The organism is Coprococcus sp. RTP21428st1_C9_RTP21428_210409, assembly GCF_040227395.1.
GTDB lineage: Bacteria > Bacillota > Clostridia > Lachnospirales > Lachnospiraceae > Coprococcus > Coprococcus aceti.
Map to the genome: position 1 here is coordinate 1 of NZ_JBEHVV010000025.1, position 21,070 is coordinate 21,070.

At 46.7% G+C, this 21,070-nt stretch carries 13 protein-coding genes; 12 read left to right on the forward strand and 1 reads right to left on the reverse strand.

From position 1 onward, the window contains the following. The coding region (locus ABUA34_RS06755; RefSeq protein WP_349823052.1) for a DNA topoisomerase at positions 1-570 on the forward strand (570 nt) is incomplete at its 5' end. A gap of 73 nt (positions 571-643) precedes the next feature. Further along, a complete protein-coding gene (locus ABUA34_RS06760) occupies positions 644-1,333 on the forward strand; it encodes an LbetaH domain-containing protein (RefSeq protein ID WP_349823053.1) in 690 nt (229 codons plus the stop codon). A gap of 103 nt (positions 1,334-1,436) precedes the next feature. Here ABUA34_RS06760 and ABUA34_RS06765 read toward each other — a convergent pair whose 3' ends face one another. After that, positions 1,437-1,919 (reverse strand): hypothetical protein, encoded by a 483-nt coding sequence (locus tag ABUA34_RS06765; RefSeq protein ID WP_055146811.1) that lies wholly within the window; start codon positions 1,917-1,919, stop codon positions 1,437-1,439. A 119-nt stretch (positions 1,920-2,038) separates the two neighbouring features. On the opposite strand from ABUA34_RS06765, the gene ABUA34_RS06770 reads away from it, so the two are divergent. The 10 genes from ABUA34_RS06770 (at position 2,039) to panC (ending at position 21,044) form a co-directional block, all read left to right on the forward strand. Then, a complete protein-coding gene (locus tag ABUA34_RS06770) occupies positions 2,039-5,743 on the forward strand; it encodes a helicase-exonuclease subunit AddB family protein (protein ID WP_349823054.1) in 3,705 nt (1,234 codons plus the stop codon). 4 nt (positions 5,744-5,747) lie between these two features. Then, a complete protein-coding gene (gene addA / locus ABUA34_RS06775) occupies positions 5,748-9,590 on the forward strand; it encodes a helicase-exonuclease AddAB subunit AddA (protein ID WP_349823055.1) in 3,843 nt (1,280 codons plus the stop codon). 68 nt (positions 9,591-9,658) lie between these two features. Continuing rightward, on the forward strand, positions 9,659-10,384 hold the full coding sequence (locus tag ABUA34_RS06780; RefSeq protein WP_022216895.1) for an ABC transporter ATP-binding protein: 726 nt from the start codon (positions 9,659-9,661) through the stop codon (positions 10,382-10,384). Then, a complete protein-coding gene (locus tag ABUA34_RS06785) occupies positions 10,371-12,041 on the forward strand; it encodes a permease-like membrane multi-spanning protein (RefSeq protein WP_022216894.1) in 1,671 nt (556 codons plus the stop codon). The genes ABUA34_RS06780 and ABUA34_RS06785 overlap by 14 nt, the downstream gene beginning before the upstream one ends. 15 nt (positions 12,042-12,056) lie before the next feature. Continuing rightward, entirely contained in the window at positions 12,057-13,436 is a 1,380-nt protein-coding gene (locus ABUA34_RS06790; RefSeq protein ID WP_015535084.1) for an aminopeptidase, read from the forward strand. A gap of 26 nt (positions 13,437-13,462) precedes the next feature. Continuing rightward, positions 13,463-17,773 carry a hybrid sensor histidine kinase/response regulator gene (locus tag ABUA34_RS06795; protein WP_349823056.1) on the forward strand — a complete coding sequence of 1,437 codons (4,311 nt, stop codon included), beginning with the start codon at positions 13,463-13,465 and terminating at the stop codon, positions 17,771-17,773. A gap of 72 nt (positions 17,774-17,845) precedes the next feature. Continuing rightward, complete coding sequence (gene purE / locus ABUA34_RS06800; protein ID WP_015535082.1) at positions 17,846-18,337, forward strand: 5-(carboxyamino)imidazole ribonucleotide mutase; 492 nt, start codon at positions 17,846-17,848, stop codon at positions 18,335-18,337. 127 nt (positions 18,338-18,464) lie between these two features. Then, positions 18,465-19,430 (forward strand): Rossmann-like and DUF2520 domain-containing protein, encoded by a 966-nt coding sequence (locus ABUA34_RS06805; RefSeq protein WP_349823057.1) that lies wholly within the window; start codon positions 18,465-18,467, stop codon positions 19,428-19,430. Beyond that, positions 19,357-20,184 carry a 3-methyl-2-oxobutanoate hydroxymethyltransferase gene (gene panB, locus ABUA34_RS06810; protein WP_015535079.1) on the forward strand — a complete coding sequence of 276 codons (828 nt, stop codon included), beginning with the start codon at positions 19,357-19,359 and terminating at the stop codon, positions 20,182-20,184. Before ABUA34_RS06805 ends, panB begins: the two co-directional genes overlap by 74 nt. Positions 20,185-20,198: 14 nt before the next feature. After that, positions 20,199-21,044: a pantoate--beta-alanine ligase gene (gene panC, locus ABUA34_RS06815; protein ID WP_015535078.1), complete on the forward strand. Its 846-nt coding sequence runs from the start codon at positions 20,199-20,201 to the stop codon at positions 21,042-21,044. The last annotated feature ends 26 nt before the right edge of the window (positions 21,045-21,070 follow it).

Genomic DNA, 21,070 nt, shown 5'->3' on the forward strand with positions numbered 1-21,070 from the left:
GGTGACAAGCTGAGCGTCCAGGGAATCGACATAAAGGAGGGTGAGACATCCCCACCTAAGAGATACAACTCAGGATCACTGATCCTGACCATGGAGAATGCAGGACAGTTCATAGAGGATGAGGCGCTCAGAGAGCAGATCAAGGGAGCTGGAATCGGAACAAGTGCCACAAGAGACGGGATCATCACCAAGCTGGAGAAGAACAAATATATATCGCTGAACAAGAAGACACAGATAGTGACCCCGACATTCCTTGGGGAGATAATATACGATATAGTATATTATTCCATCAACGGTCTGCTGAGAGCGGACCTGACGGCGAGCTGGGAAAAGGGGCTTGAGGGTGTCGCTGAAGGTCAGATATCCAAGCAGGAATACACGGATAAGATGACTACATTTGTCACCAAATACACAAACCTTGTGAAGCAGATACAGAACCAGAATGGAATAACAGGGGTATTCGACAAAACGAAGGTGTTCTACGCCAAGGGCGGAGGTGCCCAGAAGAAGGAGACAAGAGCCACAGCCAGAACAGGCGCAAAGGCGGAGAAGAATGCGGATACACAGTGATTGCACATACTGATTCAAAGGTGTATAACATAGTATGTATCAGTTATATGTGATAGAAAAGGAGACTATTATTATGGAAGATATACAGTCAGTTGTAACAATAAAGGAGCTCTACAGCCTGGATCAGACCATGGCAAAGCCTCTTCTTGAGAAGCTTACCTATCCATGGGAGGCGCTTCCACTTATCAAGGATTTCGTGCTTGAGCTTGGAAAGAGTCTGGACAAGGATGAGTACAATGAGGTGGATGAGCATGTGTGGATCCACAAGAGCTGTAAGGTGTATGGAACAGCAACCATCCTTGGACCGACAATCATAGGTGCAGGCACAGAGGTTCGCCCGGGTGCGTTCATCAGAGGAAGCGTACTGGTCGGAGAGAACTGTGTGATAGGTAATTCAACAGAGCTCAAGAATGTCATCATATTCAATAACGTTCAGGTTCCTCATTACAACTATGTGGGAGATTCAGTCCTCGGCTTCAAGTCACATATGGGTGCTGGAAGCATCACGTCCAATGTGAAGTCTGACAAGACTCTGGTTCACGTTAAGGGAACTGCGGACGGACAGAGCTTTGACATTGCAACAGGACTTAAGAAGTTTGGTGCAATGCTCGGAGATAATGTTGAGGTTGGCTGCAACAGCGTCCTCAATCCTGGAACCGTAATAGGAAGATTCAGCAACATCTATCCTGTATCAAGAGTCAGGGGATATGTGCCGGGAGGCAGTATTTTCAAGGATAAGGATAACATAGTTGCAAAGCAGTAACGACCGTATAAACGGTGGGATAAATAAAGGACATATGACCGTATATAATGCAAGATATATACGGTCATATGTCCTTTTGTTTTGGCAGAAAGCACCGTGACAGCTAGTTGATCACGGCATCCTTCAGGGCATTTCGTATGGAATCTATGATAAGTCTGGTAGTGTATGTGCTGTCTCCGGAAGGTGTTATATCGTCCACGGAAGATATGTAGTGAAGCTGAGTATTGATATCCTCGAGTGCCGTTTCAAGAAGTGGGTACATGGTGGTCACAGTCTCATCCACCTGTTTGAATGACACATCTGTGATGTAGTCCTCATCCACAGTGACCATGACGGACAGAGTGTTTTCTCCCAGAACAAGGGAAGATGAGTATGTCCCCGGTGTGTAATGTATCTCGTCGAGCTTAGGAGACGGATCAGTCTGGGCTGAGGTTGCGATGCTCCTGGCTGAACCACTGGTGTCATCTGAATCTTTGCCGCGGAACATGGTGATAAGTATAATGACAAATACGATCACAAGTGCCAGCAGTATGGCGGTGTATATGAGTTCTTTTGATTTTAATACGATAAGTTTAGTTGATGACATTATTTGCTCTCCCTGTTTTTTATATATTTTATTCACAAGAGAGCGATTTTATGAGAAAATTATTAGCAGATGAAAAAACAGCATAGATAACAGTATATTGAGGTGTAAGGAGAATACAGATGGCAATACAGTTTGTACTGGGACCCGCCGGTTCAGGAAAAACAGAATATGTGATAAAGAAGCTGATAGAGGAGTCGATGGCTCACGGAGACCTGAATTATTTGTACGTGGTTCCAGAGCAGTTCTCCATGGAGGCGCAGAGAGATATAGTGACCATGCATCCGAGGCATGGAACAATGAACATAGATGCCATAGGCTTCAACAGGCTTGCGTACCGGGTATTCGATGAGCTGTCAGTGAATCCGGGAAGGGTTCTGGAGGACTTTGGAAAGAGCATGCTCATCAAGAAGATACTTATAGAGTCACAGGACGAGCTCCTTGTTTATGGAAGCTATATCAACAAGATGGGTTTTATAGATGAGATGAAATCCATGATGTCTGAGCTGTTCCAGTATGCGGTTGACAGGGATTCGATCGACGCAGTCATGGACAAGCTGGATAAGGACAGTCTGGTATACAGAAAAATGCATGACATCAGGCTTATATACGAGAGATTTGAGGAGTATAACAGGGATGACAGCTATATAGTTGCGGAGCAGCTCATAGAGCTGCTAGCTGAGTGCGTGGACAGGTCGGATATGCTGGCGCACAGCCATCTGTATCTTGACGGATTCACAGGATTTACACCGGTACAGATGGATCTTATCAGGAAGCTCATGACACGCGTTGAGAGCATGATATTTGTATTTACGATAGATGCGTCGCAGATAGGCTTCACAAAGCCGAAGGAGTACGAGCTGTTCAGACTCACCAAGGAGACTGTGCAGGCGCTTGTGAGAATGGCGGGGGATGAGCAGGTGGACATACTGGATAATGTCGTTATGTGTCAGGATCGCAGACCGTACAGATTCGAGAAAAGCAAGGAGCTTGCCGGACTTGAGGCCAATCTGTTCAGATACCCCCATGGCAGAGTCACAGGCGATGACGGAGACATACATGTGGTCGCTGTGGACAGGGCGGCAGACGAGGCTGAGTATATAGCGGGAAGAATACGAGAGCTTGTCAGGGACAAGGGATACCGTTATAAGGATATAGCCGTGGTTGCGGGTGATCTGCAGGATGTGGCACGGTATTACCGTCAGGCGATGGAGGAATACGATATCCCTGTGTTCATAGATGCAAATATATCTCTTAAGGGAGATCCGTGCTCAGACACCATAAGGGCTTTCCTCGGTGTGATGACGGACAACTTCTCATTTGACAGCGTGTTCAGACTGTTAAAGTCAGGAATGACCGGTGTGGATCAGGACGACATTGAGAGGATGGAGAACTATGTGCTCCTCAGGAATCTTAGGGGTTACAGGAGCTGGACGAAGGAGATAACCGATGACAGGAATCCTGACTATGCGGCAGACATGGAGTCTATAAGAGCCCAGATCATGGAGCTTTTCTCGGACAAATGTATCGATGTGTGGAAGCCGGCAAGCCCTGGCTCCAAGAACACAGTGAGAACATATACGGAATCTCTTTACAGCTTCCTTGCGCAGCTTGATGTGTGCGGTAAGCTTGAGGCTCATAAGAAAGTGCTGTATGAGCAGGAGAGATGGGATGAGGGAGATGCATACGGAAGGATATTTGACAAGGTTGTTGCCCTGTTTGAGAAGATGGAGGCTATAATCGGCGATGAGAAGCTTACCGTAAAAGAATATGCGGGAATCTTGGATGCAGGCATAGCGGATATGGAGATCGGTATAGTGCCTCCGACTATAGACCGCGTGGTGGTCGGCGATATGACGAGATCAAGGCTCAACCATATAAAGGTGCTGTTCATGGCGGGAGTGAACGAAGGCATAATTCCGAAACCGGCCAAGAAGGGCAGGATACTCTCCGGTGCAGACCGCCAGAGTCTTGAGGACTACGGTATAGAGCTGGCTCCATCAGATAAGACAAATGCGTATATAGAACAGTTCTATATATACACCACGCTCACCAAGGCATCGGATATGATCTATGTGCTGTGCCGAAAGATCGGAGAGGATCTCAAGTCCATGAAGCCGTCATACCTGATAGACAGGATAAAGAATATATTCCCGGATATACGGACGGAGGAGTATGATGTGGACGGTCAGATGCCGGAGACTGCGGCGGGAGCGCTCAGATACATCATCAGACATTCTGATGACGTTGAAGCCGGGGAGACGTTGGACGCTGTCAGAAAACTGCTTTCGAAGATGGGATATGGCAGACAGCTCAGATCGATCAATTTCGGGCAGAATTATGTTAACTCGTCAAAAAATCTGTCTCCAGATACTGTACGCCTTATATATGGAGAGAATCTGGTGGAGAGTGTGTCCAAGCTTGAGCGGTATGCTGAGTGCCAGTTCAAGTATTTCCTGACATACGGACTTTCGCTCAGAGAGAGGGAGACATACAGGATAGGCGCTGCAAATGTTGGTAATATACTTCACAGCACCATGGAGAAGATATTCTCATTTGTCAGGATGTTCAGGGACAACGACTGGGTACATCTGGACGAGGCGGAGCTGGAACAGAAGGCGGTGGAATTTGCAAATGAATCTGCGGAGGATGAAGCCGGGCTGTACTTTGAGGATTCTTCAAGAGCGGCATACATGAAAAAGCTTCTGGCGGATGTTGCATCGAGGACAGCCAGGACGCTCCGCACATTTATCAGATGTGGGGAGATGGACCCGGAGAATTTTGAGCGGCGGTTCAACACATCGGAAAATGCAGACAACATAGACAGATATATATTCAACCTTCCAAATGGACTCACGATGAGCCTCAAGGGAGTTATAGACAGAATAGATGAATTTACGGATGACAGGGATGCTTATTTCAAGATTATAGATTACAAGTCATCTGATAAGAAGCTGGATATAGACAAGGTGCTCGGAGGACTCCAGATGCAGCTTGTGACATACGGTGCCATAGCCTGCGAGCTTGAAAAGCGCAGGATGGCACAGCTTGGAAGACCTGGTGGTATACATGTGGGCGGACTTCTGTATTATACCTTTGACAATCCGGCATGTGACGTGACGGCAATGGGAGATAAGATCAGATACACTGATGACGGCATGGGATTTGCGGCCGATGACGAGGTGTTCGGGGGAGTGCTTGTGGACACCTTCGAGAAGAAGATACTTGAGGAGTCCAGATATTCAGGCCTGTACAATGGAGATAACAGGGCGCTGAAGGTCATGGACAACAGCTCAGCGACACTCAAGAACGGACAGAGCCTTGAGGAGACTCTTATAACAGATCTCATGGAGGCGAACCGCAGGAACATAGAGAGGCTTGCCGGCAGTATAGCCGAGGGAAGCATCGAGATAAATCCGGTCAATGAGGGCAAGGCAAATGCGTGCAAATACTGTGATTTTAAGGGCATATGTGCATTTGACAGCAAGTATTCAGGCAATTCATACTCCAGGATCTATAGGGGCGAGGCGGAAAATTACAACCGCAAAGCTGAGGATATAAAGAATATCAAGACTGAATACAAGAAGGTCAGGAGCGATATGGAGAAGACCGTTAAGTCATGTGACAGCGCCCGGAAAAAGTATGAGGATGCAAAGAAGAAGGTAGATGACCGCGGCGATAAGGCAACACAGAAGATGAGGGATACTCTCGAGAGCACCGGCAGGAAGCTTGCGGAGGAGAGGGCGCATCTTGAGGAGCTGAGGGAACTGTCTGAACAGATAGTGAAGAGAGCTGCTGAGTTCGATATAGAGATAAGTGAGGAATGATGACATGGGAAAAGATATGAAGACTGACAATGGAATAAAGTGGACAGACCAGCAGGCGCATGTCATCGACACAAGGCATGGCAATCTTCTTGTATCTGCAGCGGCGGGGTCAGGTAAGACGGCGGTGCTCGTGGAGCGTATCATAGAGATGGTGGCCGGAAGAAATTCGCGTGGTGACAGAATAGAGGGAAGCGAGCCGGTATCTGTGGATGAGCTTCTTGTCGTTACATTTACAAATGCGGCAGCGGCCCAGATGAAGGAGAAGATAGGACAGGCACTGCAGAAAAAGATAGATGAGATGATGGCGAAGGGCGAATATGACGAGCATCTTATAAAGCAGATGACATTGATCAACCATGCTGACATCTGCACCATAGACAGCTTTTGCCTTAGGATAGTGAAGGAATACTTTGCGAGGGTGGAGCTTGACTGTGCATTTGGCATAGCGGACGACACGGAGATGAAGATCATAAAGCGCGACGTGATGGATCAGGTCATGGAGATGTGCTATGAGGATGAATCGGTCGTGCCCGGTTTCGACAGGCTGATAATGACGTTTGCGAGAAATGAGAGTGACAGTGCCGTGCCGGATATCGTTGAGAGGATAATAAAGGTTATATCCAGCTATCCGGAGCCGAAAAAATGGCTTGCGCAGGCGGCGGATGCCATGAAATTTGTCGTGGATACATCATCCACTGAGGAGGAGAAGAGAAGAGAAGTCGTGGGGCTTCCGATGGTCAGAACATTTGCGGACAGGGTGTACATGATGCTCAGAACTGCGGATGATATGGTCAGGGAGTGCCAGAAATATGCAACGGAGGCGTATGGCCTTGAGGCGTACGGACTCCGTGTGGATAAGGATGTTGAGCTGATAACACACATGCTCAGAAGCTGTGGCGGGGAAGACGACCTGCATGTTGACCTGTTTGAACTCAGAGATATATACAGATCGTCATTGAGACCGGAGGGACTCAAGATGGAGAAGGATGCCCAGGGCCGGAGTATATGCTATGCATTTGACAGATTTGTGAACCCGGGCGGTGGAGCTGACCCGGAGAAGAAGGAATTTGTCAAATCAAGGCGGGATGTGTATAAGTCGATCATAGACGACATAGTTTCGGTCGTCCTGGATGTGGATGACATTCTGAGGCAGGCAGCCATGACTGAGCCAGTGATATCATCACTTTTGAAGCTCACTGAGCTTTATATGGATGAGCTGATGAAGGTCAAGATGGACAAGAATATGTTCGAGTTCCACGACATAGAGGAGTTCGCATTCAGGATACTTTGCGATGGAATAGAGGATGACAGGGCTGTCCCTTCAGAGATTGGAAAGGAAGTCTCAAGGCGGTACAGGGAGATACTTATAGATGAGTATCAGGACAGTAACTTTCTGCAGGAATACATTCTGGCAAGTGTGTCGGGACACGGTGAGGATATCCACAACACATTCATGGTCGGCGATGTTAAGCAGAGCATATACAGATTCAGAATGGCGAGACCGGATCTGTTCATAGAGAAGTATGACAGCTACCGCAGGCTGGGTGATGCTGACATAGCGGACCCGGACATAGATGGCAACAGCATACTGCTGACCAGAAACTTCCGAAGTGAGATAAATGTGTTAAAGACGGTGAACTCAATATTTGCCCAGCTCATGAGGCGAGAGATAGGAGACATAGAGTACGATGAGGGCGCAAAGCTCAATTCCAGATTTGCCATAAGTGACGGAGAAGGGATGACGGAGCCGGATGACGTGGATCATGGCCCTGTATCAGAGTTCATACTCATAGACAACAATATGAGAGAAGCGGATGTATCTGAGGAGTATGGCAATCCTGAGGTTGAGGCGAATTATATCGCCGGTAAGATACGTGATATTGTTGACGGAAGTGAACCTCTGTATGTTGGAAGTGGTGCTGACAGGAGACCTGTCAGATATAAGGATATCGTCATACTGCTTAGAAGTGTGTCCACAGCATCCACCATATTTGACAGGGTATTTCAGGAGAAGGGCATACCTCTGTATATTGAGAGTGAGAGTGGCTACTTTGATGCTGCTGAGATACGGACACTGGTCAGCATGCTCTCCATAGTTGATAACAGCTACGTGGATTACGACCTGGCTGCTGTCTTAAGGTCGCCACTGGTAGGCCTTGATGAGGAGGAGCTTGCGGTTATAGTGGGTGAATACCGCAGCAAATACGAGAAGAACGGCACGGACTGGAACGCCAGACTTTATGACAAGGTTATAGATTATATGGACACCCATGTGGGCGAGAAAAAACACGCTGTGGACAGACTGTGGGAATTCCTCCGCATGCTTGACTATCTCAAGAAGAATAAAAATTATATGTCCATAAGCGACATAATAAGATACGTGCTGGACACCACCGGATTTTACTGGTTTGTCGGTGCCAGACCGATGGGAAGAAGACGCCAGGCGAATATCGACATGCTCATCAAGAAGGCGGATGATTTCGAGGAGAACAGCAAGGGCGTGTTCAACTTCATCCGATATGTTGATGAGCTCAAGACAAATGATCTGGATTTTGCAGAGGCTGATGTGGTCAGTGAGAATGAGGACGTCGTCCGAGTCATGACCATGCACAAGAGCAAGGGACTGGAGTTCCCTGTTGTATTTGTGTCTGGGCTCGGCAAGGAGTTTAATCTGATGGACACCAGATCAAATGTGCTTGTCCACCAGGATCATTATCTGGCGTGCGACCAGGTCGACCTCAGAACAAGAGCCAGAAGAATGACATTTTTCAAGCGGATAATGAGTAAGAATATCGTTGCGGAGACCTATGCCGAGGAGATGAGAGTCCTGTATGTGGCGTTAACCAGGGCAAAGGAAAAGTTGTACATGACCGGGTGCGTGAAGGATGCAGATAAATTCAAGGCAGCCTGTGATATGTATATAATCGGAGACAGGATGAATTATGCATCTATCATGAAAGCAAATGGCTATGCCGCCTGGATATATACCGCGCTCAGATATGTGGGAGAGTGCGATCATGTGAAGAGCATCGAGGTGGAGGCCGACAGCTTTATGTCTCCTGAGACTGATCAGGATGAAGCAGAAAATATGACAGTGGAAGCCTCTGAAGCGAAGCTCGACAAAGAACTGTATGACCATGTGAAGAACGGACTGGAATTCAGGTATGGCTACAGACATTCGGGGCTTAAGAGCAAGATGTCCATAACCGAGATAAAAAGACTTCAGGCGCACGGTGAGGATGCCATTACACCGGATATCCTAACCAGCAGGGAGTACAGTGCCAGAAGTGAGGTCCCAATCCCAGCATTCATGAGTGAGGAGAGGATAGTCCATGGAAATGAGATAGGAAACATTTATCACAAGATCATGGAGCTTGCAGACTTCTCAGGGAAAACTGTTGCGGATGCGGAGAAGGATGTCGACAGAGTGTTTGAGCTTGGGTTATTTGATGAGCTGTACAGAGAGCGGATAAGACCAAAGAAGATATATAAGATGATACACAGTGAGATAGGACAGCGCATGGCGGCTGCGGGCAAGTCGGACAGACTGTACCGTGAGAGACAGTTCTACATGATGATGGAGCCCGGAGAAATAATGAGCTCACTTAAGGACTGCGGAGACGAGACGATAGTTGTACAGGGAATCATAGATGCCTACTTCGAGGAGGATGGAGGCATAGTTCTTCTGGATTACAAGACAGACAGCGTGAAGGATGCGTCGGAGCTGGTTAAGAGATACCATATCCAGCTCGACAAATACGCCGATGTGCTTGAACAGCTCACCGGCATGAAGGTTAAGGAGAAGGTCATATATTCATTCTGTCTTGATACAACGGTAAACTTGTAAACCGTACGCTGAATTGATATAATAAGACCGGGTATGCAAAAACGATATAGTGATGAAAGGACATGCGCATGATAATAGCGGAGAATCTTAAGAAGGTGTATGGCGGAGACATTGTATCAGTTGATGATCTCAGTTTCCATATACACAAGGGTGAGATAGTAGGATTTGTTGGACAGAATGGTGCGGGTAAGACAACTACCATCAAGATGCTGACAGGTATACTTATGCCGACGGAGGGCAGAGTAAAGATAAATGGTTTCGATATGAGAGAAAAGCCAATGGAGGCCAAGCAGTCCATGGGTTATATAGCCGACAATCCTGATATATTTCTCAGACTTACGGGACTTGAGTATGTCAATTTCATCGCTGATATATATGGAGTATCGACCACCGAGAGAAAGCAGAGGATAGAGCAGATGGCTGAGCGCTTTGGTATGGAGGACAGCCTGAACAGACAGATGGTCAGCTATTCCCACGGTATGCGCCAGAAGATGATGGTCATAGCTGCGCTTGTGCACAATCCACCTGTATGGATACTCGACGAGCCTATGACGGGACTTGATCCGAATGCGGCATATGAGCTCAAGAAGATGATGCGTGAACATGCCGACGCAGGAAACTGTGTATTCTTTTCAACACATGTTCTCGAGGTTGCAGAGAAGCTCTGCGACAAGATAATCATGATAAGAAAGGGAAAGGATATATACCAGGGAACTCTGGATGAGCTTGAGACACAGCACAGGAACAAATCTCTTGAAGAGATATTTGTGGAGATGACGCATGAAGAATTTTAGGATATTGCTCAGTATGATAAGCAGGAATAATGATATGGAGATGCCGGAGCACGGGGACAAGGCAAAGGCATATAAGGTCATGGGAATCATCGCCATGTGCTGTATCATGATCCCGTGCTGTATCGTTGTGGGATTTATAGTTTACATAATGACTGCCGCACTCATGGAGGCGGGAGGCTGTACAGAGGGACTCAACCTCGTTATCCAGCTCATGTCGGTGTTCGGCGTTATATTCAGTATAATGGTCTTATTCAATCTGCTTTATTTTTCATCTGATCTTGATCATTTACTGCCGCTGCCTGTGAAACCGGCAGAGCTTGTGGCCGCCAAGTTTACACACGCATATTTTGCCGAGAGCGTCATGGAGTTTATGGTTCTCTTCTGTGGATTTATCGGTTACTTTGTAGCCGCAGAGATAAAGCCGGTATCCGTGATAACCTCATTACTTGGAGTATTTTTACTTCCGGTTCTGCCGCTGGTGTACTGTGGTATATTTGCACTGATAGTCATGGCGTTTTTCAGCAAACTCAAACTGCTCAGAAATGTGGACTTCATGGTGGGACTTGCGGTTGTAGTGTTTGCAGGCCTTTTCATATGGTCATTTGCACAGATGGACTCTGTGAATATAAATAATTACATAGACAGCCTTAAAAATGGTGACAATATATTCATAAAGGTAATGAACAATATATTTTTCACGGTTCCGCTGTTCCTGAAGGCATTGGGCAGTAACAACATCGTGTATATGTTGCTCTTTGTGCTTGTGAACGCTGGCTGTGTGGCACTTCTGTTTTTCCTTGGAAATCTGCTGTACCTCAGGGGCGTATACCTTGTGTCATCCACCGGAAGGTCAGGACGCCGCCAGAAGGAAGTTGTCGGGCTGCAGGACTTTGCCATAAAGACACCGTTCAGATCATATATGGCAAAGGAGATAAAGACACTGGTGAGGACTCCGGCATACAGGAAGTATTGCGTTGTGGTCAACCTGATATGGCCGATACTCGTTGTGGCATTGTTCAATATACCTGCAACTGCGGATTCGATCAGGGCATTCAGAGACACATTTGGAAGAGGGCTTTTCCTGGCTGACATGGTCATGCTGGTTGCGGTCATCGCCCTGGCATTCTTTGCAACAGCGATGAACAGTATCGCATCCACGGCGTTCACCAGAGAGGGAAGCCATATATCATTTATAAAGCACATCCCGATGACATATGATCTCCAGATCCGCGCAAAGGTCTGGGTTAGCATGCTGTTCAGCGGAGTGACGATCGCGGTTACCACGGTTATCCTCTGTATATATATGGAGTGTAGTGTTATAGACAGTGTGTATTATGTTGTGCTGGGAATCCTCGGCTCGGGCATTTGCACATACACAGGTGTGCTTCTCGATTCAACACATCCGAAGCTTGACTGGGAGGATGAATACGGTGCGCTCAGAGGCAATCTGAATGCATTCTTTAATATGGCTATTGCAATTGTTATAGCAATTGTTTTGTGTGTGGCAGGATATCTTGTTTTCAAGTTTACAATGATCCCGTCATATGCAGTATATATTATTTTCTTTATAATAATGGGAGCTATACTCGTTATCCTGCGCAGTATTACTATGCGCAGGAGTGCGTGGAATATAGACACTGATGTGTACAGTTATTAACAGGAGGCAATGAAAATGGCACAGAAAAATGCGTGGAACAAATACAAGAAGGATGAGATAAAGGAGCTGGAGAGCCTGTGTAAGGACTACAGGGAATTCCTTGACAATGGCAAGACAGAGAGAGAATGCGTTAAAGAGATCGTCAGACAGGCAGAGGATCACGGCTACAGAGATCTGAAGAAGATCATTAAGAACAAGGAGAGCCTTGCAGCTGGAGATAAAGTGTATGCCGTGTGGATGAACAAGACGGTCGCCATGTTCAATATAGGAAAGAAGAAGCTTGAGAAGGGCATGAACATACTCGGTGCACACATTGATTCCCCTCGAATGGATGTGAAGCAGAATCCGCTTTATGAGAAGGGCGGATTTGCATATCTCGACACTCACTATTACGGCGGAATCAAGAAGTATCAGTGGGTAACACTCCCACTTGCCATACACGGTGTTGTTGCAAAGACAAATGGTGACGTTATGACAGTGAACATAGGAGAGGACAAGAATGATCCGGTATTCTGTGTTACAGATCTTCTCATACATCTCTCTCAGGAGCAGCTCAAGAAGAGAGCGGATTCAGTGATAGAGGGAGAGCAGCTTGACATACTGTTTGCAAGCAGACCGCTTGAGGGCAAGGAGAAGGAGGCTGTAAAGGAAGCTGTACTTGCGCTCCTTGAGAAGAAGTACAATATGAAGGAGGAGGATTTCCTCTCAGCAGAGCTCGAGATCGTTCCTGCAGGAAAGGCAAGGAACTGCGGTATAGACGAGAGTATGATCATGGCATATGGCCAGGACGACAGAGTGTGTGCATACACATCCCTTGTCGCCATGCTTGAGGCTGACGATCCGGAGAAGACGACCTGCTGTCTGCTCACTGACAAGGAGGAGATAGGAAGTGTTGGAGCAACAGGAATGCAGTCACACTTCTTTGAGAATACTGTAGCTGAGATCATGAACGCCATGGGTGGCTTCTCAGAGATCTCACTCAGAAGATGTCTTGCATCGTCAAGGATGCTGTCATCGGATGTATCTGCGGGCTTTGATCCTACATTTGAGTCAGCATTTGACAAGAAGAATGCGGCTATCTTCGGTGAAGGAATGGTATTTAACAAGTTCACAGGATCAAGAGGAAAGTCAGGATCAAATGACGCAAATGCAGAATACATGGCGGCTATAAGAAAGATCATGGATGATGCGGAGATCACATACCAGACAGCCGAGCTCGGCAAGGTAGATGTCGGTGGCGGCGGAACCATCGCATATATACTTTCACTGTATGGTATGGAGGTAATAGACTGTGGCGTGGCTGTACTCAACATGCATGCACCATGGGAAGTGACATCCAAGGCAGATATATATGAGACCAAGAAAGGATATGTTGCATTCCTCAAAGAGGCGTAGGAGCGGACATATCTTCGGAGGAAAAAATGAGAGATCATCAAAAGAAACTTATCATATACGTGATAATACTTGCCGTGGCGACAGTGATGTGGCCACGGCTTAGTGTGTTTGCAGATGAGGATTTTACATCAAATTATAACCAGAGGACATTCTCCGATACCGATGGGTTTGACAGTGGAGAGGCAAATTGTGTGTGCCAGTCTGTGAGTGGATACATATGGATAGGTACGGACAACGGACTTTACAGGTATGACGGAAGTGAATTTACACTGTTCTCACTGGACGGTGACGAGGATGCCACGAAATATTCGATCAACTGCATTTATCTCACAAGTGATGAGAAGCTGTATGTTGGAACGGACAACTATGGACTCTACATGTATGATAACGGAACCTTTCAGAGAGTTTCCGAGATGTACAATCTGGGTGTGTCGACCATCAACGCCATGTACGAGGACGATAACAAGAATCTGTGGATAGCGGCCTCGTCGGGAATATTTCGTCTGTCATCTGACGGTGCGGAAGCTCTGGCTGATGATGTCGTGTCAGGACTCAGCGTGGGAAATATATCAGGACATGGGGACTATGTGTATGCAATAGCCAATAATGATATTTTGATAACCGTTGATCCTGAAAGACATGTCTCCATAACCAACAAGTCAGAGTACAGGGTCGACGATATAAACTCACTGTATGTTGACGAGAATGGCAACAGATATTATGGATCCGCCGGATACAGCATCCTTAAGATAGGAACAGACGGCAAGAATGAGATCATCAACACGGGCAACCTTCACGGAATCAACAAGATATATTCGGATGGCGACAACATCTGGGCGCTTGCCGATGACGGTGTTGGATATATCTCATCAAAGGGTAATGTGACAGCCATCGGGGGACTGAGCTTTAACGAGTCGATGAGCGATATGATCATAGACTTTGAGGGCAATTACTGGTTTACGTCATACAGAAAAGGTATTCTTCAGTTGGAGAGGAGCAAGTTCCAGAATGTCACCATGAAGTACGGCATAGACAGCTCCATCGTGAACTGTGTGACGAGCTACAATGGCAACACGTTTATAGGAACTGATGAAGGTCTGTATATCGTAGATTCAAATGGCAAGCTTGTGATGAGTACGGAAAATGAGCTCGTATCAAAGCTCAGCGGTATAAGTATACGAGATCTGTATGTGGATTCGGACGATCATCTGTGGATAGCTACATATAAGATATATGGTGTAATAAAGGTGAGCCGAAACTGGCAGTACAAGAGCTACAGCCGTGGAGAGTCATCACTCATAAGCAATGCCGTGAACTGTATAACTGAGATAAAGCCGGGAACGGTGGCGGTTGGAACAGAGAACGGTATATCTGTGATAGAGGGCGATGATGTCGTAAAGAGCATATCGAGACTGGATGGACTTGATAACCCTGACATAATCAGCCTGTACGCAGACGAGACCGGCGAGCTGTATGCCGGTTCCAACGGCGCTGGCGTGTTTATAGTTGACACGGATTATACTGTCGGCAAGATGAAGCTGGATGATACCCAGAAGATGAGCGTTGTGTCAAGTATGGTCCGCGGAAGCAGCGGTTTGTGGATAGGAACGGACAATGGTCTGTATTATCAGGAGGGAACCGTCAGACAGGTCACCACCGTGGATAACACCAACGGTATATACGATCTCATAATGGACGATCAGGGATACCTGTGGATGTTTGGTTCCAGAGGTTTATACAGATATTATGAGAAGGATATACTGAGCAATGCCTCACCTGAATATATAAGCTTTACGAAGAACGACGGAATAATATCCAACATAACAGAGAAATCAACCAACTATGTGTCAAAGACAGGCGTTGTGTATGTGTGCTGCGATGAAGGGCTGTGCAGGATAAATCTCAATTCAGAGTATGTGAACGAGGTAGCTCCTAGGGTTCGTATTGCCTCCATAGAGGTGGATGGAACTGAGCATCAGTTCTCAGATCTTGACGGACAGATAGATGTGCCGAAGAACACCAACAGAATAACTATCAAGTTCTCAGTCCTTAGTTATGTAAACCGTGCTGACATATCAGTGGAGTATTACCTTGAGGGCTTTGAGAGCGAGAAGAGAACGCTCACGGGAACTGACAAGATGGAGGTCGAGTACACCAATCTTGAGGGAGGTACTTACCGTTTTATGTTAACTGCAAAAAATGCGGACGGCGTGGAGTGTGAACAGCCGCTTACATTTGTCATAGACAAGGAACTTGGTTTTTTCGAGACGAATCTGGCAAAGATGCTCCTTGTGATATTTATAGTTCTTCTTATCTTAGTGGGAATAGCTGTTGCGAGAAGTATCTTCAAGCTTCTCAGAAGACAGAACGAGCAGGTGGAAGAGCTCAGCAAGAAGAGTGAGGAGGCGGAGAAGTCCAATCAGGCAAAGAATGATTATGTAAACTATCTTAATCATGAGATAAGGACTCCACTCAATAACATAATCGCCATCTCAGAGCTTGCCATGAGAAACTGTCAGGATACCCAGAGTGATGAGTATGCACAGTACGGTGCCATGTATGCTGCGGGAAGAGAGATACTCGATATGTCCGATGGAATATCGAAGCTTTCAAACCTCAAGGACGACATCATAGAGCCGGAGTACAAGCAGTATTTTGCCTCGGATCTCATAGATGAGCTCTCCGACGAATTCAAGTCCATGGTGAACAGTGATCTCATCGATCTCAAGGTCAGCATTGAGGACAAGATACCGAACGGACTCATAGGAGATATGACGGCGGTGAGAGAGATTCTTGAGAACATATTTGCATGGTCCGCAAATACTACAAAAGAGGGCTATATAAGCATAGACATTGACTGGCGTATAGCCAGAAGAGCTGACGAGGATGTAGATGAGGCGGAGGCCGAGGATTACACAGTCAGTGAATTCTCGGAGCTCATAGAGGAACCGGAGACTGAGATATCCCGAATATTTGACAGGGATCACGATGAGATATATCTGGACTTCAAGATATCGGATACAGGACTTGGAGTTAAGGAAGAGAGACTTGGAACATTGTTTGAGCTGGATGATTCCTATGAGAGATCAGATATAGGAATGTTCAGAGTCAGTCTTGGCCTTGCCATAGCCAAGGAGCTTGTGCGTATGCTGGATGGAAGCATCAGCGCAGAGAGCATATATGGCGCAGGAACGACCATACGCTTCAGCATCAAGCAGTCAGTGTTTGATTATAGTTATGTCAACTACAATGAGAGAAAGCGCAAGGAGATGGCGAGAAGAAATGCCAATTCACATCTGTGGCTGCCGGATGCCCGCATACTTATAGTGGACGACTCAGAGCTTGCATTACAGGTGGAGAAGACCATATTTGATACATATGGTCTGGCGTGCGATACAGCCACATCGGGATTTGATGCACTTGATAAGGTCATGGTGGAGAATTACGATATGGTATTTATCGACACCGTTATGCCTGTCATGGATGGACTGGATACCGTCAGGGAGATGAGAAATCTTGACGGTGAGGAGTACAAGAAGATGCCTATCATTGCGCTGTCCGCCAACACGGTCGAGACATCCAGAGAGGAGATACTCACATCGGGCTTCAACGATGTCATAGTTAAGCCGATAGAGCTCGATCAGGCAGAATCCATGCTGAGGACTTATATATCGGAGGACAAGATAAAGGAGAGAGACACAGAGCTTTCCCAGTCCGATGATGACATCAACTATATGGAGGATGCAGTCCTGCTTGGAAGATTTGTGTCCGTGGAAGATTCCGTCAAAGCCATGGGTGGAAGCTTCAGAACCTTTAACACATTTGTCAGAAATTACAGGGATGAGTACCGGGAAGAGGTACAGCAGCTCAGAAAATATATAGACGACGATGTGAGAAAGTACAAAAATATAATCCATGACATCAAGAGCAGCAGTGCAAATATCGGGGCTTACGGAATCGAGCGCAAGGCGGCCAACCTGGAGTCTGCGATAAATATCGGAAACCAGCAGTATGCCCGCGATAATACCCGCGATTTTATAGCTATGATGAACGACTTCTTCAAGCAGATAGACAAGTACATGTCAAAGATAAATCATGTGGAGGAGCCTGCTGAGAAGGAAGTCCGGGATGGAATAAACAAGAGCAAGCTCAAGGAGCTCAGGGCATTCTTGAGAGCGGGGGACCGCGAACCTGTGGAGGACCTTATACGTGATATTGACAGGTACTCCTACGGAGATATAGACACAGAGTTCTTCACTGCACTTAAGGAGTATGTGGGAACCGGAGATTACCAGACCTCCAGCGAGATGATAGACCAGTATCTCAACAGTATCTAACATTATATAAAGTGCGCAGGCAAAATAAGCCTGCGCTGCAATATAAATAAACAAGAAAAGAGGAAATGAAAAATGAGAGTAGCAATTATCATGGGATCAACAAGTGATCTGCCAAAGGTTGAGCCGGCAGTATCAATTCTTAAGAATTACGGTGTGGAGGTCGATGTGAGATGCCTTTCAGCACACAGAGCACACGCAGGACTTTCAGAATTCATCGAGGAAGCTAACAATAACGGAACAGAGGTCATAATCGCAGCTGCAGGAATGGCGGCAGCACTCCCTGGAGTTGTGGCATCACAGACAGTTCTCCCTGTTATTGGAGTACCTCTCTCAGGCGCAACTCTTGATGGAATGGATGCACTTCTTTCTATCGTTCAGATGCCTTCAGGAATCCCTGTTGCAACAGTTGCGATAAACGGAAGCAAGAATGCTGCATATCTTGCCCTTCAGATAATCGGTGTCAACAACGAGGCAGTCAGATTAAAGCTTCAGGATGAGCGTAGAGACATGGAAAAGGCTGCCATGAAAGCTAACGAAGAAGTAATAGAAAAGTTTAAGTACTAACTTTACAATTAAAAAGTGGAATGTTAGTATGTTGGATGGATGGTATTCGAAAGAAGCTGTACCTGAATCATGCTTCCACAGGAAGCGCATACACGGATACTGACAACAGATTTAAGCAGGTGATTGTATGAGGATTGGATTTATTGGAGCTGGAAAAGTCGGATTCACATTTGGCAGGTATATCGTAGAGAAAAGAGAGCTTGTCAGAGAGAAAACGGATGGAGCATTGTGCCTGGAGGTTGGTGGATATTTTAGCGCCAGCAGACAGAGTGCGGAGCTTGCAGCAGAGTTTACCGAGACCTGTGTGTACGACAGCCTGGAGCAGCTGTGTGAGTATAGTGAAATTATTTTTCTCACCGTTCCTGACGGACAGATAGGAGAGGTGTGGAAGAGTATAAAGGATCTTGACATTCGTGGCAGGATCATTTGTCACGCCAGTGGGGCGATGACATCAGATATTTTCTCAGGTATAACAGAGGCGGGAGCCTTTGGTTATTCGATTCATCCTATGTATGCAATAAGTTCAAAGTACGAATCCTATAAAGAACTGGACAATTCATTTTTTACAGTTGAGGGAGATGACAGACATGTCGATAAGGTATGTTCTGTCATAAGAGCCCTCGGCAATAGCTGTGTGCGCATTGATGGTACCGACAAGGTGAAGTATCACGGCGCTGCGGTGTTTGCAAGCAATCTGGTAACAGGGCTGCTGGCGGTTTCACAGGAGCTTCTGACACAGTGCGGCTTCTCGGCGGAGGAGGCACAGAGGGCTATAGTGCCTTTGTTCCTCGGCAATGCGAAAGCGGCGGCTGACAGGGGAACGGTTGACAGCCTGACAGGGCCTGTTGAGAGATGCGATACAGAAACTGTGAGAAAGCATCTGAATGCATTGAGCGGAGATGAACGTAGCGCATATGCTGCGGTGTCCAGATGCCTTGTGCCGGTGGCAGAGAGAAAGCACCCGGACAGAGATTATAGCGGTTTGATACGTCTACTGAACGGAATAGGAGAATTTAATTATGAAGAACACGACGGCAACACTCAGGCAGATGAAGGGAACGGACAAGAAGATATCCATGATCACAGCGTATGATTACACCATGGCGAAGATCGTGGATGAGTCAGGAGTCAACACTATTCTTGTTGGAGATTCCCTGGGCAACACTATCCTCGGATATGAGGACACGATCTCTGTAACTGTTGATGATATGATACATCACAGTGCAGCGGTGGCAAGGGGCGCAAAGAATGCTCTTGTTATCACAGATATGCCATTTATGTCCTATCAGACAAGCGTGTATGACGCGGTTGTCAATGCCGGAAGGATCATGAAGGAAGGACGTGCCGGAGCGGTGAAGCTTGAGGGCGGTCAGGACATGTGTCCGCAGATAAGCGCCATAGTCAAGGCGAGCATACCTGTATGTGCACATCTTGGACTCACACCACAGTCCATCAACGCATTTGGCGGATTCAAGGTGCAGGGCAAGACAGAGGCTGCAGCTAAGAAGCTCATAGAGGATGCAAAGGCTGTTGAGGAGGCAGGCGCATTCATGCTCGTAATGGAGTGCGTACCGGAGAAGCTTGCGAAGATAGTCACAGAGACAGTAAGCATCCCTACCATAGGAATAGGCGCAGGCCGTTACTGCGATGGACAGGTGCTTGTAAATCAGGATATGTTTGGCATGTATTCAGACTTTGTTCCAAAGTTCGTAAAGCAGTTTGCAAATGTGGGCGATGTTATGAGAGGTGCGGTTAAGGCTTATATCGATGAGATAAATGCCGGAACATTCCCGGGCCCTGAGCACACATACAAGATAGACGATGAAGTAATAGAGAAGTTATACTAAAGGAGAAAACGATCATGGTAATTTTAAAGAAGATAGATGAGGTAAGAGCGCAGGTTAAAGAGTGGAAGAAGCAGGGACTTACAGTTGGTCTTGTTCCTACAATGGGTTATCTTCACGAGGGACATCAGAGTCTTATCAAGAAGTCAGTGGAGCAGAACGACAGAACAGTTGTAAGCGTATTTGTAAATCCTATACAGTTTGGACCAAACGAGGATCTTGAGAGCTATCCAAGAGATCTTGAGGCTGATGCAAAGCTCTGTGAGAGCACAGGTGCAGACATCATATTCAATCCGGAGCCTGAGGAGATGTACGCAGACGGCTTCGTGTCATTCATCAACATGACAGGACTTCCAAATGCACTCTGCGGACTTACACGTCCAATACATTTCAAGGGTGTATGTACAGTTGTAGGAAAGCTCTTCAATATAGTTACACCTGACAGAGCATACTTTGGACAGAAGGATGCCCAGCAGCTTGCCATCATCATGAGAATGGTCAAGGATCTGAACTTTGATATAGAGATAGTCGGCTGTCCGATCATAAGAGAGGCGGACGGACTGGCAAAGAGCTCAAGAAACATCTACCTCACACCAGAGGAGAGAAAGGCTGCAGTAGTTCTCAGCAAGGCCGTAAAGCTTGGTCAGGACATGATAGCTGACGGAGAGAGAGACGCAGCGAAGATCGTTGGTGAGATGAAGAAGCTCATCTCTGCTGAACCGCTTGCAACTATCGACTATGTAGAGATGGTCAACATGGATACCATGCAGTCCATAGAGAAGGCAGAAGGACATGTACTCTGTGCAATGGCAGTCAAGTTCGGCAAGGCGAGACTGATTGACAACTTTATAGCTGAGTTATAGAATACAGCCTTTGAAGAAAGGATAAA

Coding starts and splice junctions, on each gene's coding strand:
- ABUA34_RS06760 (WP_349823053.1), top strand. CDS start 644: ATGGAAGATATACAGTCAGTTGTAACAATAAAGGAGCTCTACAGCCTG.
- ABUA34_RS06765 (WP_055146811.1), bottom strand. CDS start 1,919: ATGTCATCAACTAAACTTATCGTATTAAAATCAAAAGAACTCATATAC.
- ABUA34_RS06770 (WP_349823054.1), top strand. CDS start 2,039: ATGGCAATACAGTTTGTACTGGGACCCGCCGGTTCAGGAAAAACAGAA.
- addA (WP_349823055.1), top strand. CDS start 5,748: ATGGGAAAAGATATGAAGACTGACAATGGAATAAAGTGGACAGACCAG.
- ABUA34_RS06780 (WP_022216895.1), top strand. CDS start 9,659: ATGATAATAGCGGAGAATCTTAAGAAGGTGTATGGCGGAGACATTGTA.
- ABUA34_RS06785 (WP_022216894.1), top strand. CDS start 10,371: ATGAAGAATTTTAGGATATTGCTCAGTATGATAAGCAGGAATAATGAT.
- ABUA34_RS06790 (WP_015535084.1), top strand. CDS start 12,057: ATGGCACAGAAAAATGCGTGGAACAAATACAAGAAGGATGAGATAAAG.
- ABUA34_RS06795 (WP_349823056.1), top strand. CDS start 13,463: ATGAGAGATCATCAAAAGAAACTTATCATATACGTGATAATACTTGCC.
- purE (WP_015535082.1), top strand. CDS start 17,846: ATGAGAGTAGCAATTATCATGGGATCAACAAGTGATCTGCCAAAGGTT.
- ABUA34_RS06805 (WP_349823057.1), top strand. CDS start 18,465: ATGAGGATTGGATTTATTGGAGCTGGAAAAGTCGGATTCACATTTGGC.
- panB (WP_015535079.1), top strand. CDS start 19,357: ATGAAGAACACGACGGCAACACTCAGGCAGATGAAGGGAACGGACAAG.
- panC (WP_015535078.1), top strand. CDS start 20,199: ATGGTAATTTTAAAGAAGATAGATGAGGTAAGAGCGCAGGTTAAAGAG.